General features: G+C 73.4%; 10 protein-coding genes and 1 pseudogene. 6 read left to right on the top strand and 5 right to left on the bottom strand.

Annotated features, from left to right (window positions below; translation table 11 throughout):
* The first annotated feature begins 12 nt into the window (after positions 1-12).
* The 3 genes from AACH11_RS17205 (at position 13) to AACH11_RS17195 (ending at position 4,317) form a co-directional block, all read left to right on the top strand.
* Positions 13-1,806 carry a lipoprotein N-acyltransferase Lnb domain-containing protein gene (locus tag AACH11_RS17205; protein WP_341375487.1) on the top strand — a complete coding sequence of 598 codons (1,794 nt, stop codon included), beginning with the start codon at positions 13-15 and terminating at the stop codon, positions 1,804-1,806.
* Between the two features lie 136 nt (positions 1,807-1,942).
* A complete protein-coding gene (locus AACH11_RS17200; protein ID WP_341375486.1) occupies positions 1,943-3,127 on the top strand; it encodes a DegT/DnrJ/EryC1/StrS family aminotransferase in 1,185 nt (394 codons plus the stop codon).
* Complete coding sequence (locus AACH11_RS17195; protein ID WP_341375485.1) at positions 3,127-4,317, top strand: glycosyltransferase; 1,191 nt, start codon at positions 3,127-3,129, stop codon at positions 4,315-4,317. The genes AACH11_RS17200 and AACH11_RS17195 overlap by 1 nt, the downstream gene beginning before the upstream one ends.
* 21 nt (positions 4,318-4,338) lie before the next feature.
* Here AACH11_RS17195 and AACH11_RS17190 read toward each other — a convergent pair whose 3' ends face one another.
* The 5 genes from AACH11_RS17190 to guaD all read right to left on the bottom strand — a co-directional run bounded on the left by AACH11_RS17190 (position 4,339) and on the right by guaD (position 11,045).
* Positions 4,339-5,502, bottom strand: coding sequence for a BMP family ABC transporter substrate-binding protein (locus AACH11_RS17190; RefSeq protein WP_341375484.1), 1,164 nt, complete (start codon positions 5,500-5,502; stop codon positions 4,339-4,341).
* A gap of 82 nt (positions 5,503-5,584) precedes the next feature.
* The gene (locus AACH11_RS17185; RefSeq protein WP_341375483.1) at positions 5,585-6,505 is read right to left on the bottom strand and encodes an ABC transporter permease; all 921 of its coding nucleotides are present in this window, start codon (positions 6,503-6,505) and stop codon (positions 5,585-5,587) included.
* A gap of 418 nt (positions 6,506-6,923) precedes the next feature.
* Positions 6,924-7,988, bottom strand: a complete 1,065-nt coding sequence (locus tag AACH11_RS17180; protein WP_341375574.1) for an ABC transporter permease — start codon at positions 7,986-7,988, stop codon at positions 6,924-6,926.
* Positions 7,989-8,079: 91 nt separating this feature from the next.
* Complete coding sequence (locus AACH11_RS17175) at positions 8,080-9,705, bottom strand: ABC transporter ATP-binding protein (protein ID WP_341375482.1); 1,626 nt, start codon at positions 9,703-9,705, stop codon at positions 8,080-8,082.
* A complete protein-coding gene (guaD, locus tag AACH11_RS17170) occupies positions 9,702-11,045 on the bottom strand; it encodes a guanine deaminase (protein WP_341375481.1) in 1,344 nt (447 codons plus the stop codon). Before guaD ends, AACH11_RS17175 begins: the two co-directional genes overlap by 4 nt.
* A gap of 278 nt (positions 11,046-11,323) precedes the next feature.
* Here guaD and AACH11_RS17165 point away from each other — a divergent pair.
* The 3 genes and pseudogenes from AACH11_RS17165 to AACH11_RS17155 all read left to right on the top strand — a co-directional run.
* Positions 11,324-13,303: pseudogene (locus tag AACH11_RS17165) on the top strand (xanthine dehydrogenase small subunit); the annotation flags it as partial.
* Between the two features lie 234 nt (positions 13,304-13,537).
* Entirely contained in the window at positions 13,538-15,952 is a 2,415-nt protein-coding gene (gene xdhB / locus AACH11_RS17160; RefSeq protein WP_341375573.1) for a xanthine dehydrogenase molybdopterin binding subunit, read from the top strand.
* 156 nt (positions 15,953-16,108) lie between these two features.
* Positions 16,109-17,524, top strand: coding sequence for an NAD(P)/FAD-dependent oxidoreductase (locus AACH11_RS17155; protein WP_341375480.1), 1,416 nt, complete (start codon positions 16,109-16,111; stop codon positions 17,522-17,524).
* Positions 17,525-17,555 lie beyond the last annotated feature (31 nt).

The raw sequence follows: 17,555 nt of genomic DNA, 5'->3' as shown, positions 1-17,555 counted from the left end.
GGCGGCACCGGGGTGGCCGCCCATGCCGGCACCTCGGCCGACCTCACGTCGATGGCCGCCCATCCGGTCTGGCAGGCCCTGCTGCACCTGCACGACGGGCAGCCACAGATCGACGATCCGGCCTTTCTGCGCAGCGCACCGGACTTCTCGGCCGAGGCGGAGTGGCAGGCCACACGGGCGGCCCTGAGCGGTCCGGACGCCGAGGCGGAGGTCTGCCGGATGCCGGCCCGCTACCTGTGGCTGCGGGCCCAGGGCGTGGTCGGCGAGCTGCCGCTGTCACGCTGCGCCGACTGGCAGGACTTCAGCGGCCGCGCGCCGGCCAGCCGCATCAGCCTGGTCTTCGCCTCCGAGAACCCGGCGCAGCCCTCCAGCATGATGGGCCACCTGTTCTTCAAGCTGGAAGGACGGCGCGCCGACGGCGAGGAGGTCGCCCATGCGCTGAGTTTCTACACCGATGCGGGCACCTGGAACCTGCCGCTGCTGCTCTACGAAAGCCTGGTGACCGGCAAGCCGGGCTGGTTCGCGCTCGGCCCCCATGACGAGACCGTGCGCCACTACGTGGTCGGCGAGGGCCGCACCCTGTGGGAATACGATCTGGCGCTGACCCCGGATCAGGCCACCCTGCTGCAGGCGCATCTGCTGGAGCTGCGGTCTGCGCGCATCCGCTACCTGTTCCAGGACCACAACTGCGCGACCCTGGTGCGCGATCTGCTGCGCATCGTGCAACCGGTCGCCGCAGCCAGCGCGCCGGCCAGCCCCTGGATCACGCCACGCCGCGTGCTGCGGGAACAGACGGCCCGCGGCACCCCGCGGGCCGACCGTGTCTACACCCCGGCGGCCTGGCGCGTGCGCACGCTGCGCGACGGGCTGGACCACGCGGAGATCGAGCAGGCCCTGGAGACGGTCCGTCGCGCAGGGCAGCCCCAGGGCGACACCGCGCACGAAGCGAGGGTGCCGGCCACCGACACGGACCTCCTGCCCACAGACCTGAGCGGCCTGCAGGCGCTGGAATTCACCCGCGCCTGGGCCGGCCTCGAACTCGCACGTGGCCGCCTCGGCCCCGCACAGTGGCAGCGCCTGAGCACGGCCATCGACACGCGCCGTGCCGCCCGGCCGGCCGGCGAGAGCCTGGCCGTCGATGCGCAGATGGATCCGTCGCTCACGCCACCGGAAGCCCGCTGGAGCCTCGGGCGCGAGCGCCGCGGCCCGCGCGACGGCTGGTCCTTGCGGCTGATGCCGGTGTCCCACGCCCTGGAGGACGATCACCGCCACCGCCTGGGCGAAAGCGCGCTGCAGTTGTTCGACCTCGGCCTGCGCCTGGAGAACGACCGGCTGCGGCTGCAGCATCTGGTGGTCTATGGCGTCACCTCGCTGTTGCCGCACGACGCGCTGGCGGGCGGCTGGTCCGGCCGTTTCGCGCTCGGTGCGCTGCCGCAGGCACGGGCCGACCGCACCACGGCCGTGGCCGCCTCGGTCGAAGGCGCGCTCGGCCAGACGCTGCGCGTGCATCCGGACATCGACCTCTACGCGCTGGCCGGCGGTGGCCTCGGCCTGCACCGCGGCCTCTGGCTGTCCTGGCAGCAGGAGGCGGGCCTGATCGTGCGCGAGGTCGGTGGCCTGAAGACGCTGCTGCGGTGGCGCCACGAAAGCCGCCCGGACGGCGGGCCCCGCAGCGCCACGCACTGGCAATGGACGCAGATGCTGCGGCTCTCGTCCGGCTGGCAACTCGGACTGGAAGCCGGACGCATCGCGCAGGGCGCGCAGCGCCAGCGGCGCATCGGCCTGCAGCTCACGCATCTGCTCTGAGGGCCACGGGCCCGTCGCGACGGGTGGCGAGACCGCGCCACCCGCTGCACGGCACCCCCGCCCTGCGACCCACGCAGCCGGCAGCGTGTGTTGCTGGATAATTTCGGGCTCTCTTGCACCCATGCCCCCGCCACCGATGAACCGCCTTGCGCTGCGTGATGATTTCCTGGTCTTCGGTGCGCCCGAGATCGGACAGGCCGAGATCGACGAGGTCGTCGACTCGATGAAGACCGGCTGGCTGGGCACGGGCCCGAAGGCGGCGCGCTTCGAGCGTGAGTTCGCGGCCTACAAGGGCGCCACGCCCGAGCAGGTGGCCGGCGTCAACTCCTGCACCGCCGCGCTGCACCTGGCGCTGATGGCGCTCGAACTGCCCGCCGGCAGCGAGGTCATCACCACGCCGATGACCTTCTGCGCGACGGCCAACACCATCGTGCACGCCGGTCTGACGCCGGTGCTGGCCGATGTCGACCGCCGCAGCTTCAACCTGGATCCGGCCGCGGTCGAGGCGGCGATCACGCCGCGCACCAAGGCCATCGTGCCGGTGCACTTCGCCGGCCGGCCCTGCGACATGGACGCGCTGATGGCGATCGCCGAGCGCCACGGCCTGCACGTGATCGAGGACTGCGCGCACGCGATCGAGACGACCTACCACGGCCGCCAGGCCGGCACCTTCGGCGACTTCGGCTGCTTCAGCTTCTACGTCACCAAGAACATCATCACCGGCGAAGGCGGCATGGTGCTGGCGCGCGAGGCCGAACGCATGGCCCGCGTGCGCATGCTGGCCCTGCACGGCATGAGCAAGGATGCCTGGAAGCGCTTCAGCGACAGCGGCTTCAAGCACTACCAGGTGGTCGAGGCCGGCTTCAAGTACAACATGATGGACCTGCAGGCGGCCATCGGCATCCACCAGCTCGCCCGCATCGAGGCCAGCTGGCAGCGCCGCGCCGAGATCTGGGCCCGCTACCAGGACGCCTTCGCCGATCTGCCGGCCGAGCGCCCGGCCGCCTTCGAGGCCGACACCCGCCACGCCTGCCACCTCTACACGCTGCTGATCGACGAGGCCCGCAGCCCGGTGAGCCGTGACGCCTTCCTCGACGCGATGACGGCGCGCCGCGTCGGCGTCGGCGTGCACTACCTGAGCCTGGCCGAGCATCCGTACTACCAGCAGCAGCTGGGCTGGCGGCCGGAGGACTGGCCGCACGCGCGCGAGATCGGCCAGCGCACCGTCAGCCTGCCGATCTCGCCCAAGCTGAGCGATGCCGACGTCGACTACGTGATCGCCGCCGTGCGCGAGGTGCTGCTGCACGGGGCCGCGCGCTGATGGGCGCGCCGCTGCCGGCGGCCGGCACCGCGCTGCGGGTGGTGCAGTTCGCCCCGGTCTGGCTGCCGCTGACGCAGAACTGGATGTGGCACCAGCAGCGCCAGCTGCCCCCTGAGGTGGACAGCCATGTGGTGTGCCGCCGGGCGCAGAACCTGGACCAGTTCCCGGTGCCGCACCTGCACTGCCTGAAGCGCGAGGGCCGCGTCCGCTACCTCGCGCACCAGCTGCGCTACCAGCTCGGCGTGCTGATCGGCCGTCGCGGCTTTCCCTATCTGGGGCAGCAGTTGCGGGCCCTGCGGCCGCAGGTCGTGCACTCGCACTTCGGCAACAACGGCTGGAAGGCGCACCAGGCGGTGCGTGCCGCCGGCTGCCGTCACGTGGTGACCTTCTACGGCCACGACATGTCGCGCCTGCCGGTCAGCGAGCCGGTCTGGCGCCAGCGCTATGCCGAGCTGTTCGCCCAGCCCGACACCGTCTTCCTGTGCGAGGGCAGCGCGATGGGCCGCAGCCTGGCGGCCACGCTCGGCTGCCCGCCCGAGAAGATCATCACCCACCACCTGGGCGTCGATCTGGAGCGCATCGCCTACGCGCCCCATGTGTGGACGGCCGGCCAGCCGCTGAAGGTGCTGATCGCCGCCGCCTTCCGCGAGAAGAAGGGCATTCCGTACGCGCTCGACGCGCTGGCGCGCATCCGCGCCGACGTGCCGCTGGAGATCACGATCATCGGCGACGCCGGCGACGACCAGGAGAAGGCCCGCATCCTGGAACGCCTGCAGCGCCACGGCCTGCAGGACTGCACCACGCTGGCCGGCTTCCAGCCGCATGCGGTGATGGTCGAGGCGATGCGCAGCCACCACCTGTTCCTGTCGACCAGCGTGACCGCGGCCGATGGCGACAGCGAGGGCGGCGCCCCGGTGGCGCTGATCGACGCCTCGGCACTCGGCATCGGCATCGTCAGCAGCCGCCACTGCGACATCCCCGAGATCGTGCGCGACGGCCAGACCGGCTGGCTGGCCGACGAGCGCGACGTCGACGGCATCGTGGCCGCCGTGCGGCGCTGGCTGGACGCCGGCCCCGAGGCCTGGCGCGCGATGCTGGACGCCGCCCGCGCCCACATGACGCGCGAGTACGACGCCCGCGTGCAGGGCCGGCGGCTGGCGGCGATCTACCGCGGCGAGCGGCCGGCCTGAACCAGCCGCCAGCCGGGGCGATCACTTGTCGCCCGGCACCTTGCCTTCCACGCCCTTGACGTAGAACTTGATGCCACCCAGGAAGGCGTCGTCGGCGACCTTGTCCTTCTCCAGCACGACCTTGCCGGCGTTGTCGGTGATCGGGCCCTTCCAGATCGAGAAGCTGCCGTCCTTCAGGCCGGCCTTGATGTCGTCGACCTTCTTCTTGACGTCGGCCGGCACGTCCTCGGCGACGGCGACGAAGTCGATCGCGCCTTCCTTGACGCCCCACCAGCTCTGGCCGGTGGCCCACTTGCCTTCCAGCGCGTCCTTGGTTGCCTGGATGTAGTACGGCGCCCAGTTGATGACGGCCGAACCGAGGTGCGCCTTCGGGCCGTAGGCGGTCATGTCCGAATCCCAGCCGAAGGCGCGCTTGCCCTTTTCCTCGGCCGTCTTGAGCACGGCGGCGGAGTCGGTGTTCTGCATCAGGATGTCGGCACCGCCGCTGATCAGCGCGGTGGCGGCCTCGGTCTCCTTGGGCGGATCGAACCACTTGTTGACCCAGACCACCTTGGTCTTGATCTTCGGGTTCACGCTCTGCGCGCCGAGGGTGAAGCTGTTGATGTTGCGGATCACCTCGGGGATGGGCACCGAGCCGACCACGCCCAGCACGTTGGACTTGGTCATCGCACCGGCGATGACACCGGCCATGTAGGCGCCCTCGTAGGTACGGCTGTCGTAGGTGCGCATGTTCTCGGCGGTCTTGTAGCCGGTCGCATGCTCGAACTTGACGTCCTTGAACTCGGGCGCGATCTTGAGCATCGGCTCCATGTAGCCGAAGGTGGTGCCGAAGATCAGCTTGTTGCCCTGGCCGATCATGTCGCGGAACACGCGCTCGGCGTCGGCGGCCTCGGGCACGTTCTCGACGAAGCTCGTCTCGATCTTGTCGCCCAGCTCCTTTTCCAGCGCCTTGCGGGCGTTGTCGTGGGCGAAGGTCCAGCCCCCGTCGCCGACCGGGCCGACGTAGGCGAAGGCGACCTTGAGCTTGGCCGGTGCGGCGGCGACCGAGGCGGCGCTGGCGGGTTCGGCGGCCGGGGCGGCGGGCGCGGCCTCCTCCTTCTTGCCGCATCCGGCCAGCAGGGCGGCGGAGGCGGCGGCGGCCAGGCTGGCCAGCTTCAGCAGGGTGCGCTTCGAGGGCTGTTGCATGGTGTGTGTGCTCCGCGGGCGGAGACGGTCGTGGGGAAGAAGGGTCGGACGGTGGCGTCATCGCCACCACCCGTCATTGTGGCTAGCTTCCCGGATGGAAAGGCTTGCCGAGCGAGGCCGGCATGTTGATGCGGATCCAGGTCGGATTGCGTGAGATCAGCACCAGCACGACGATGGTGGCCAGGTAGGGCAGCATGGCCAGCGCCTGGGTCGGGATCTCGACGCCCTCGCCCTGCAGGTGGAACTGCAGCATGGTGACGCCGCCGAACAGGTAGGCGCCCAGCAGGATGCGGGCCGGGCGCCAGGTGGCGAAGGTGGTCAGCGCGAGCGCGATCCAGCCCTTGCCGGCGACCATGCCCTCGACCCACAGCGGGGTGTAGACGACGGAGATGTAGGCGCCGGCCAGGCCGCACAGCGCGCCGCCGGCGATCACCGCGGCCAGTCGGATGCGGCGCACCGGATAACCGAGGGCATGCGCGCTCTCGGGCGATTCGCCGACGGCGCGCAGCACGAGGCCGGCGCGCGATCGGCAGAGGAACCAGGCGAGCGCGGCGGTGCCGGCGATGGCCAGGTAGACCATCGGGTGCTGGCGGAACAGGGCTGGGCCGATGAAGGGGATGTCGGCGAGGACGGGGATCTCGAACTTCAGCCGTTCGCCCAGGCGTTCCTGGGTGAAGCGCTGGCCGACGAAGGCGGAGAAGCCGGCGCCGAAGAGGCTCAGGGCCAGGCCGGTGGCGTACTGGTTGGTGTTGAGCCAGATGACCAGCCAGCCGAAGGCAGCGGCCAGCAGAGCGCCGGCGGTGATGCCGGCAGCGAAGGCGGCCAGGTCACTGCCGGTGTGGACGGCGGTGGCGAAGCCGGCGATGGCGGCCACCAGCATCAGGCCTTCGGCCCCGAGGTTGACGACGCCGGCCCGCTCGTTGATCAGCAGGCCGAGGCCGGCGATGGCGAGCACGGTGCCGGCATTGAGCGTGGCGGCGATCAGCAGCGCGAAGGCATCCATGGGTGTTGTTGTGGTGTGTGGATCGTCGGTCAGCGAGGGGCCGGGCGCTGGTTCAGGTCGTGGACGGTCCGTGTGGTTGTCCGTGCGGTCGCGGCGGGGCGGCACAAGGCCTTCCACTCCGTGTCCCCCGCCGGCCTGGAGGCCGGCTCCTCCTTGACCTGCGTGGAAGGCCTTGTGCCACCCCGCCGCTCCACCACCATCGGTGCCCTGCGGCGATCAGATCCGGCGCAGGGGGCCGGTGATGGGGAGGTGGCGGAGGCCGGGTGAGCGGATCGCGCAGGTAAAGGAGGAGGGCCGAAGGCCCGGGGGACACGGAGCGATCCGCTCACCCGGCCTCCGTCACCGCGCGCCGACACCCGCAAGCCAGCAACCGCGCCCCCGTCAGCAGCAGCCACGCCCAGGTCCAGACCCGGCCGCATCACACCCGCCCCCCACCGATCCGCACCCGGTAGTGCACCAGCGTGTCACAGGCCAGCAGCGCGAACAGCAGCAGGCCCTGGAACACGCCGGTCAGCGACTTCGGCAGCCCCAGACGGGACTGGGCCAGTTCGCCGCCGATGTAGAACATGCTCATCAGGATGCTGGCCAGCAGCACCCCCAAGGGATGCAGACGACCGACGAAGGCCACGATGATGGCCGCGAAACCGTAGCCCGCCGGCACATGCGGCGTCAGCTGCGCCAGCGGACCCGCCGCCTCCAGCGCACCGGCCAGCCCCGCCAACGCACCCGAGGCCAGCAAGGCCCCCCACAGCGCCGTACGCGACGAGAAACCCGCATAACGCGCTGCATGCGGCGCCAAGCCACCGACCTGCAGCTGGAAACCGGCATAGGTACGCGCCAGCACCAGCCACACCGCCACCGCCGCCCCGAGCGCCACCCACACGCCGATGTGCGCCCGCCCCGTCTCGAACAGCTTCGGAATCCGCGTCACGATGTCGAAGGTGACCGTCTGCGGGAAGTTGAAGCCCTTCGGATCCTTCCACGGCCCGTAGACCAGGTACTGCAGCAGCAGATCGGCCACGTAGACCAGCATCAGGCTGACCAGGATCTCGTTGGCATTGAAACGGTCGCGCAGCGCCGCCACGATCGACGCCCACAGCATGCCGCCGGCCATGCCGGCCAGCAGGATGGGCAGCACGATCCAGCGCGAGGTCTCGGGCGTGGCCTGCATCGCCACCCAGCCGGCGGCCAGCGCACCGGCGATGAACTGGCCCTCGGCACCGATGTTCCAGACATTGCTGCGATAGCACAGCGCCAGCCCGAGCGCGATCAGCGCCAGCGGCGTCGCCTTGACGGCGATCTCGCCCCAGGCATAGGCGTTCTTCACCGGCTCGACAAAGAACACGGCCAGGCCCTGCAGCGGGTTCTTGCCGAGGGCGGCGAACAGGCCGATGCCCACCAGCACCGTCAGGGCGAGCGCCAGCAGCGGCGAGGCCAGGCTCATCGCCTGGGAGGGCTGCGGCCGGGGTTCGAGGCGCAACAGGCTCATGGTCGGGTTGGGGTTCGTTGTTGTTGTCGTGACAGCGGACACACCGGGGCCGGCCGCCGCGCCGCAGCAGCAGGCCGCGGCGGGTTCATCGGGCAGGCGGTGCAGCGGCCACCGGCGGCGATGCCGGTGCGCCGAGCGGCGAGATCGCCGCCGGGGTCGCCGGCCAGGCCGCCGGCCACAGGCCCGACATCCACGCGCCGATCTGCTCGACCGTGGCCTCGGCCACCGGCACCGGCGGCGACAGCCGGCCCTGGGCGATCACCACCAGCCGGTCGGCCAGCTGGAACAGCTCGTCGAGCTCCTCGCTGATGACCAGGATCGCGCAGCCGGCGTCGCGCAGCGCCAGCAGCTCGGCGCGGATCTGCGCCGCCGCGCCGACGTCCACGCCCCAGGTCGGCTGGGCGACGACCAGCACCTGCGGCTTGGCGTCGATCTCGCGGCCGACGATGAACTTCTGCAGATTGCCGCCCGACAGGCTGCGCGCGGCCGCCCCGGGCCCGCCGGCCTTGACGCCGAAGCGCTGGATCAGCGCCGCGGCCAGCGCCTGCAGCCTCGCCGGCCGCACCCAGCCACCGGCGCCGAGCGTGTCGGTGCGCGTCAGCAGCGTGTTCTGCGCCAGGCTCAGCGTGGGCACGGCGCCACGGCCCAGGCGCTCCTCGGGCACCACGTGCAGGCCCAGCGCCCGGCGCGCGCGCGGGCCACGGCCGCTGATGTCGTGGCGGCGGCCCGCGGCCTGCAGCGTCAGCGCGCCGGCGGGGCTGCGCACGTCCTCGCCGCTGAGCGCGGCCAGCAGCTCCTGCTGGCCGTTGCCGGAGACGCCGGCCACGCCCAGGATCTCGCCGGCCCGCAGGCTGAAGCCGATGTCCTTCAGCGTGGTGCCGAAGGGATCGGTCTGGGTCAGGCTCAGGCCGCGCACCTGCAGCCGCTCGGCCCCGGCCTGGCCGCGCCGCGGCGGCAGGGCCGGCGGCTCGGCGCCGATCATCAGGCGCGACAGGCTGGCATTGGACTCGCGCGCGGGCTCGACCTCACCGGTGACCTTGCCGCCGCGCATCACCGTGCAGTGGTGGCACAGCGCGCGGATCTCGTCGAGCTTGTGGCTGATGTAGAGGATGGCGCAGCCCTCGGCCGCCAGCTGGCGCAGCGTGACGAAGAGCTTGTCGACGGCCTGCGGCGTCAGCACCGAGGTCGGTTCGTCGAGGATCAGCAGCTGCGGCCGGGCCAGCAGCGCGCGCACGATCTCGACGCGCTGGCGCTCGCCGACGCTCAGCGTGTGGACCGGGCGCCGGGCCTCGATCTCCAGGCCGTAGCTGGCCGAGACCTCGCCGATGCGCCGCGCCACCTCGGCCAGCGGCTGCGCCTTGTCCAGGCCCAGCCAGACGTTCTCGGCCACCGTCAGCGTGTCGAACAGCGAGAAGTGCTGGAACACCATCGCGATGCCGAGCGCACGCGCCTGCTGCGGATCGGCCACGTTGACTACGCGGCCGTTCCACGACAGCGTGCCGGCATCGGGCCGCACCGCGCCGTAGATGATCTTCATCAGCGTGGACTTGCCGGCGCCGTTCTCGCCCAGCACGGCGTGGATCTGGCCGGGCATCACCGTCAGGTCGATGCCGTCGTTGGCCACCACCGACGGGTAGCGCTTGGTGATGCCGCGCAGCTGCAGGCGCGGGGCGGCCGCGCCGGCCGGTGGGTGTCGGAGATCCTCGCTCATGCGGTGCGAATGTAACGGCAGCGCCCGGCGACCCAGGTCTGCACCAGATTGCGTTCATCGCCCAGCGTGAGCCAGGCGAACACCCGTTCATGCAGCGCCGCCGCATCGGGCACGTGGGTCGCCGACGGCGCCCCGCCCAGACGCTGCAGCGCCATCGCGTCGCGCCGGGCGGCCACCGGGCCGCTGGCCCAGTCCCACAGGCAGACGTCGGCCACCAGGCCCGGCTCCAGACGGCCGATCTCGGCGTCCAGCCGCAGATGGCGGGCCGCCCCGGCGGTGGCCGCATGCAGCAGCGCCCAGGCGGTGATGCGCTGGCCGGCCAGCGCCTGCACCTTGTAGCCGTCGGCCAGCGTGCGCAACATCGACAGCGAGGTGCCGCCGCCGACGTCCGAGCCCACCGTCACCGCCATGCCCTCGGCCTGCGCCTGGCCCCAGCCGAACAGGCCGCTGCCGAGAAACAGGTTGGACGAGGGGCAGTGCGCGATCTGCGCGCCGCGCGCGACCATCAGCCGCCGGTCCGCGTCGTCGAGCCAGATGCCGTGGGCCAGCACCGAGCGCTCGCCGAGCAGGCCGAAGTCCTCGTAGATCGACAGATAACTGCGCGACTGCGGGAACAGCTGCGCCGTCCAGGCCACCTCGTCGCGGTTCTCGGCGACGTGGGTGTGCATGTAGAGGCCGGGGTGGCGCGCCAGCAGCCGGCCGGCCATCGCCAGCTGCGCGGGCGTGCTGGTGGCGGCGAAGCGCGGCGTCACCGCATAGCTCAGCCGGCCCTGGCCGTGGTGGCGGGCGATCAGCCGCTCGCAGTCGCGCTCGGCCTGCTCGACATCGTCGCGCAGCGCGTCGGGCGCGTGGCGGTCCATCAGCACCTTGCCGGCGATCAGCCGCATGCCGCGGGCCTGGGCCGCGTCCAGCAGCGCGTCGGCGCTGACGGCATGCACGGTGGGCATCACCACGGCGCTGGTGCTGCCGTGGGCCAGCAGCGCATCGACGAACAGCGCGGCCGCGGCGCGGGCCAGCACCGGGTCGGCATGGGCGGCCTCGGCCGGGAAGGTGTAGGTGGTCAGCCAGTCCAGCAGCTCGGTGCCCCAGCTGGCGATCACGTCGACCTGCGGGCAGTGCACGTGGCTGTCGATGAAGCCGGGCATCAGCAGGCGGCCGCGGTGATCGTGCTTGTGCCAGTCGTCGCCGGGCGCGTGCGGCGTGATGTCGACGATGCGGCCGTCGGCCCCGATCAGCAGCCAGTGCGCCGGACGCAGGCGCACGGCGGCGCTGTCGCGGTCGGCCAGGCCGGGATCGGCGGTGAAGTCCAGCAGGTCGGCGCAGATGGCCTGGGGGGTCATGGGACGGACGGTTGCAAGGGACGGGCCCGGCCCGGGACACGCCCGCCGGCCGGCGACAGGCACGATGATCGCACCGCCACGGTGCGCCGACGGCCGGCCGCATCGTCCGCATCCGACCGGATCGCCAGCCACCACCACACGCACCAGGGTGGTGCCGCAGGCCGGCGCGGGCCGTGCAGGGCGCAGGCCTAGACTGTGCTGGGACCGCAGCGTCCCCACCCGCCCGTGACCGACGCCCCGCCCGGACCACCGCCCCCGGACCGCCACGCCCCGACCGCATGACCGACGCCGCCCTGCCCTCCGCCCGCCCGCCGCTGCCCGCCGACCCGAGCTGGCCCGCCCCGCGCCCGCTGCGCTTCGTCTTCCGTGACCGCGTGCAGACGGTGCAGGGCCTGCCGCCGACCACCACCGTGCTGGCCTGGCTGCGCGAGCACCGGCGCGCCACCGGCACCAAGGAAGGCTGCAACGAGGGCGATTGCGGCGCCTGCACGGTGCTGGTCGGCGAGCGGGCGCCGGATGCGGCGGCGGGCGGCGGTGCGGATGCCGGCGCCCTGGGGGCCGCGGTACCCGGCCCAGACCCGGCCGACCCGCAGGCCACGACCCCGCTGCGCTGGCGCGCGGTCAACGCCTGCCTGATGCTGCTGCCGGCGCTCGACGGCAAGATCCTGCTGACGGTCGAGGACCTGGGCGGCAGCCACCCGGCCCAGCAGGCACTGGTGGCCTGCCACGGCGCGCAGTGCGGCTTCTGCACGCCGGGCTTCGTGATGTCGCTGGCCGCGCACGATGCGCGCGAGCGTGGCGGCTGCGCGGCAGGTGGCTGCGCCACGGCCTGCGGGCCGGGTGCAGGCGGCCAGGGCGAGGCGGCGGCTGCGGCGGCCCTCGCAGCACCCCCGGCTCCGGCCGCGTCGGCGGTGACGGCCTCGGCGGGTGCCCCCCTCACCCGCCCGACGGACGGCCCGCTGGCCGCGCTGCGCGAGGTCCTGTCGGGCAATCTGTGCCGCTGCACCGGCTACCGGCCGATCCTGGAGGCCGGGCAGCGCATGGCCGACTGGCCGGCGCAGGCGCTGGACACGCCGGCCCGCCGCAGTGCGCTGGCCGCACTGCGCGACGACGCGCCGCTGCACTACGTCGGCCCGGCCGGCGACGCAGCCGACACCTGGCTGGCGCCGCGCGACGCGGCCACGCTCGGCGCCTGGCGCGCGCAGGCGCCGCAGGCGCGGCTGATCGGCGGCGGCACCGACCTCGTGCTGTGGGTCAACAAGCTGCACCGGCCGCTGGGCGGGCCGCTGATCAGCACCACCGAGGTGGCCGATCTGCAGCGCGTCGCGGTCGAGCCGGCAGCGGCCCGGACCGACGGGGCGACCCGGACGACCGGCACGGCGGGTGCAACCGCTACGCCAGAAACGACAGGCTCGACGAGCACGGCGGGTGCGACAGGCACGACCGGAACGACCACGACCACGACCACGACCGCGGCAGCGGCAACGGCAACGGCAACCTGCGACAACGCGCCGGCCCGCCTGGTCATCGGCGCCGGCGTGCGCCTGCACGAGGCCTGGCAGGCGCTGGCCGCGCACTGGCCGACGCTGCGCGACATGGGCGAGCGCTTCGCCTCGCGGCCGATCCGCGAGGCCGGCACGCTGGCCGGCAACCTGGCCAACGGCTCGCCGATCGGCGACGGCGCGCCGGTGCTGATGGCCCTCGACGCGACGCTGCGGCTGCGCCACGGCGCGGCCGAGCGCCGCCTGGCCCTGGCCGACTTCTACCTCGGCTACCAACGCAACGCGCTGGCCGAGGGCGAGTTCATCGCCGCCATCGAGCTGCCGCTGCCCGGTGCGGCCACGACCACGACCACGACCACGACCACAGCGACGGCCACGGCCACGGCGACGGCGACGACAACGGCCGCAGCCACAGCCACGGCGACCACCCCCCGCCCCCCGCTGGCCACACGCCCCCACCTGCGCGCCTGGAAGCTGGCCAAGCGCCACGACAGCGACATCTCGGCCGTGGCCTGCGGCCTGTGGCTGGCGCTCGATACCGACCACCGCGTGGTCGAGGCCCGGCTGGCCTGGGGCGGCCTGGCCGCCACCGTGCGCCGTGCCGCGCGGACCGAGGCCGCGCTGCTCGGCCGGATCTGGGACGAGGCCGCGCTGGCCGCCGCCCAGGCCGCGCTGGCCGAGGACTTCCAGCCGCTGTCCGACCTGCGCGCCACCGACGCCTACCGCCTGCAGGGCTCCCGCGCGCTGCTGCGCCGGCTGTGGCTGGAGACCCGCGCCGTCGACCCGCTGCCGGCCGCCGGCACCACCGTCTGGGCCTGGCCGCTGGACGGGCCCCGAGACGCCGATCCGGGCAGCGCCAGCGCCCTCACCGAGCACCCGCCCGGCACGCCCGCCGCCGCATCCACGGCCCCGTCGGACCAGGCCCAGGCCCAGGCCCTGGCCAATCGCACCACGGCGGACGCACCCGACGCGCCGGCCGCACCCACCGCCATGACCGCCACGGCGACCACCGCCACGGCCGCCACCTCCGTCATCGGCCGCCCCCTCCCGCACGAATCCGCGGCGCTGCACGTCGCCGGCCGCGCGCCCTACATCGACGACCTGCCCGAGCTGGCCGGCACGCTGCACGGCGCGCTGCTGCTGAGCCCGATCGCCCACGGCCGGCTGCTGGGCGTGGACAAGGCCGCGCTGCTGGCGCGGCCCGGCGTGGTCGCCGTCTACGTGGCGGCCGACATCCCCGGCACCAACGACTGCGGCCCGGTGGTGCACGACGACCCGCTGCTGGCCGACGGCGCGCTGCGCCACGTCGGCCAGCCGGTGGCCCTCGTCGTCGCCCGCACGCGCGACCAGGCGCGCGCCGCCTGCGCCCAGGCCGGCGCGGCCGCACTGCGGGTCGAGCGCGTCGGCGCGCCGCTGCTCGACGCCCGCAGCGCGCATGCCGCGGGCGTCCATGTGCTGCCCTCGCTGCGCCTGGCGCGCGGGGATGCGGCGGCCGCGCGCGCCGCCGCGCCGCAGCGGCTGCAGGGCACCTTCTCGCTCGGCGGCCAGGAGCAGTTCTACCTGGAGGGCCAGATCAGCTACGCGCTGCCGCAGGAGGACGGCGGCATGCTGGTGCACTGCAGCACCCAGCACCCGAGCGAGATGCAGCACGTGGTCGCCCATGTGCTGGGCCTGGCCGCGCACCGCGTGCAGGTGCAGTGCCGGCGCATGGGCGGCGGCTTCGGCGGCAAGGAGAGCCAGAGCGCACTGTTCGCCGGCCTGGCCGCACTCGCCGCGGCCGATCTGCAGTGCCCGGTCAAGCTGCGGCCCGACCGCGACGACGACTTCGCCATCACCGGCCGCCGCCACGGCTTCGAGTTCGACGTCGACGCCGGCTTCGACGACGAGGGCCGGCTGCAGGGCGTCAGCGTCGAGATGATCGCCAACGCCGGCCACAGCGCCGACCTGTCGGCGGCCGTGGTCTCGCGCGCGCTGTGCCACTTCGACAACGCCTACTGGCTGGGCGACGTGGCCATGGCCGGCCACATGGCGCGCACCCACACGCAGAGCAACACCGCCTTCCGCGGCTTCGGTGGGCCGCAGGGCGCGCTCGCCATCGAATACCTGCTCGACGGCATCGCCCGGCGCCTGGGCCGCGATCCGCTGGACGTGCGACGCGCCAACTTCTACGGCCAGCCCGGCGAGGTCGATGCCCAGGGCCGCGAGCGCTGCGTGACGCCCTACGGCCAGCGGGTCGAGGACAACATCATCGACGCGCTGGTCAGCGACCTGGAGGCGCGCAGCGCCTACCGCGCGCGGCGCGCCGAGATCGACGCCTTCAACGCCGGCAGCCCGGTGCTCAAGCGCGGCCTGGCGCTGACGCCGGTGAAGTTCGGCATCTCGTTCAACGTCGCCCACCTGAACCAGGCCGGCGCCCAGGTCCACATCTACACCGACGGCTCGGTGCTGGTGAACCACGGCGGCACCGAGATGGGCCAGGGCCTGAACACCAAGGTGGCGATGGTGGTGGCCGAGGCGCTCGGCCTGCCGCCGCAGCAGGTGCGCTGCACCGCCACCGACACGCAGAAGGTGGCCAACACCTCGGCCACCGCCGCCTCCACCGGCGCCGACCTGAACGGCAAGGCGGCCCAGGCGGCGGCGCTCACGCTGCGCGGGCGGCTGGCCGCGGTGGCCGCCGCCGGCTGGGGCGTGGCCCCTGAGGCCGTGCGTTTCGCCGACGGCCGGGTGACGAGCGCCTGCGGCACCCACGCGCGCGACTTCGCCGATCTGGTCAACGCCGCGTATCTGCAGCGGGTGCAGCTGTGGAGCGACGGCTTCTACGCCACGCCCGGCCTGCACTGGGACCGCACGACGCTGACCGGCCACCCCTTCTACTACTACGCCTGGGGCGCCGCCGTCAGCGAGGTGCTGGTCGACACCCTGACCGGCGAGCACCGCCTGCTGCGCGCCGACCTGCTGCACGACGTCGGCGCCTCGCTGAACCCGGCGCTCGACATCGGCCAGGTCGAGGGCGCCTACATCCAGGGCATGGGCTGGCTGACGATGGAGGAGCTGTGGTGGCAGCCCGACGACGGCAGCCCGGCCGGCCAGCGCCACGCCGGCCGGCTGATGACCCACGCGCCCAGCACCTACAAGATCCCGACCGCGCTCGACTGCCCGCCGCAGTTCCATGTCGCGCTGTGGGACGGCCGCTGCGGCGTCGACACCGTCCACCGCAGCAAGGCGGTCGGCGAGCCGCCGCTGCTGCTGGGCTTCTCGGCCTTCTTCGCCATCCGCGACGCGATCGCGGCGGCGGCTGGACCGGGCGCGGTGCCGCCGCTGCGCGCCCCGGCCACGCCGGAGGCGGTGCTGGACGCGCTGGCGGCGCTCCGCGTTGGCACACCGCTGCGTCACGGGGATCGGTGATGCTCCGGGGGCGCGCAGGCCGCCGCGGCCATGCGTCAATGCCGGTGCGCCGCGGACCCGCCGGGGGACCACGGGCGCCATCGCGCCCGTCCGGTCCGCAGCGCCGGGGCCGGACGGACGCCACGCAGTGCCGCCTCGGCACGGAAGGACACACCCATGCACGTTGATCTCGTCATCGTCGGCGGCGGCGCCGGCGGCCTCATCCTGGCCTCCCGCCTCGGCCGCGCCCTGGGCCGGCGCAGCGGCCCGGAGCGTGTGCTGCTGGTCGACCGCGGCGCCTTCCACATCTGGAAGCCCACGCTGCACGAGGTGGCCGCCGGCACGCTCAACGCCCATCAGGAGGGCCTGAGCTACACCATCCTGGCGCGCCGCAACCACTTCAGCTTCACCCTCGGCGACATCGAGTCGCTCGACGCCCCCGGCCGCACGCTGACGCTGCGCGAGGTGCGCGACGCCGACGGCCGCACGCTGATCCCGCAGCGCACGCTGAGCTTCCGCTGGCTGGTGCTGGCCATCGGCAGCGGCTCCAACTTCTTCGGCACGCCGGGCGCCGAACACGCCTACGTGCTGGAGCAGGCGCAGGATGCCGAGCGCTTCCACCACCAGCTGCTGGCCGCCTTCACCCGCGCCGCCTTCGCACCCGACAAGCGCCTGGGCGTGGCCATCGTCGGCGCCGGCGCCACCGGCGTCGAGCTCGCGGCCGAGCTGATCGAGGCCCACCAGGAACTGCTGGCCGGCCTCGGCAGCGAGCAGCGCTTCCGGCTCGACATCCGCGTGGTCGAGGCCGGGCCGCGCATCCTCGGCGGCCTGCCGGAGAAGATCTCGCAGCAGGCCACCGTCGCGCTGCAGCGCAAGCAGGTCCAGGTGATGACCGGCACCAAGGTGCTGGAGATCCGGCCCGACCGCCTGGTGACCAGCGCCGGCGAGCTGCCGGCCGACCTCATCGTCTGGGCCGCCGGCATCAAGGCCGCCGAGGCCAACACCCGCTTCGGCCTGGCGACCAACCGCGCCCACCAGTTCATCGTCGACGCCCGGCTGCGCACCACGGCCGACGGCGTCCATGCGCTCGGCGACTGCGCGGCCTGTGCCTGGCCCAGCGATGCGCCGGCCGGGACCGGGTCCGACGGCCGATCCGACAGCCCATCCGCCACGCGAGCGGCTCTGCCGCCCGGCAGCTCACCGGCGGCCACACCCCCGACCACACCACCGGCCCCACCCGCCGGCGCACCCCCCGCCCGGCTGGTGCCCGCCCGCGCCCAGGCCGCCCACCAGCAGGCCAGCTGGCTGGCCGGCCATCTGCTGGCGCTGATGCACGAGCGCGAGCCGCAGGGCGACTTCGTCTACCGCGACTTCGGCTCGCTGGTCTCGCTCGGGGACAACCGCGGCGTCGGCAACCTGATGGGCGGCCTGGCCGGGCGCAACTTCTTCGTCGAGGGCCTGGTGGCGAAGTGGATGTACATGTCGCTGCACCTCAACCACCACCGCGCCATCGTCGGCCTGGGCAACACCGTGCTGCTGGCGCTGGCGCGCCTGCTGCAGCGCCGCGTCTCGGGGCGGCTGAAGCTGCACTGAGGCGGGCCGGATTCCCGCTCGATGCCCGACT

The organism is Pseudaquabacterium rugosum, from assembly GCF_038066575.1.
In the GTDB taxonomy this organism is placed as follows: Bacteria; Pseudomonadota; Gammaproteobacteria; order Burkholderiales; family Burkholderiaceae_C; genus Pseudaquabacterium; species Pseudaquabacterium rugosum.
The sequence above is the reverse complement of the archived record's forward strand: the minus strand, read 5'-3'. Positions and strand labels throughout refer to the sequence as shown.

What these genes read in the sequence shown, in the direction of transcription:
- AACH11_RS17175 (WP_341375482.1), bottom strand. Translation starts at nt 9,705, where the DNA reads ATGAGCGAGGATCTCCGACACCCACCGGCCGGCGCGGCCGCCCCGCGC.
- AACH11_RS17185 (WP_341375483.1), bottom strand. Translation starts at nt 6,505, where the DNA reads ATGGATGCCTTCGCGCTGCTGATCGCCGCCACGCTCAATGCCGGCACC.
- xdhB (WP_341375573.1), top strand. Translation starts at nt 13,538, where the DNA reads ATGACCGCCACGGCGACCACCGCCACGGCCGCCACCTCCGTCATCGGC.
- AACH11_RS17190 (WP_341375484.1), bottom strand. Translation starts at nt 5,502, where the DNA reads ATGCAACAGCCCTCGAAGCGCACCCTGCTGAAGCTGGCCAGCCTGGCC.
- guaD (WP_341375481.1), bottom strand. Translation starts at nt 11,045, where the DNA reads ATGACCCCCCAGGCCATCTGCGCCGACCTGCTGGACTTCACCGCCGAT.
- AACH11_RS17155 (WP_341375480.1), top strand. Translation starts at nt 16,109, where the DNA reads ATGCACGTTGATCTCGTCATCGTCGGCGGCGGCGCCGGCGGCCTCATC.
- AACH11_RS17200 (WP_341375486.1), top strand. Translation starts at nt 1,943, where the DNA reads ATGAACCGCCTTGCGCTGCGTGATGATTTCCTGGTCTTCGGTGCGCCC.
- AACH11_RS17195 (WP_341375485.1), top strand. Translation starts at nt 3,127, where the DNA reads ATGGGCGCGCCGCTGCCGGCGGCCGGCACCGCGCTGCGGGTGGTGCAG.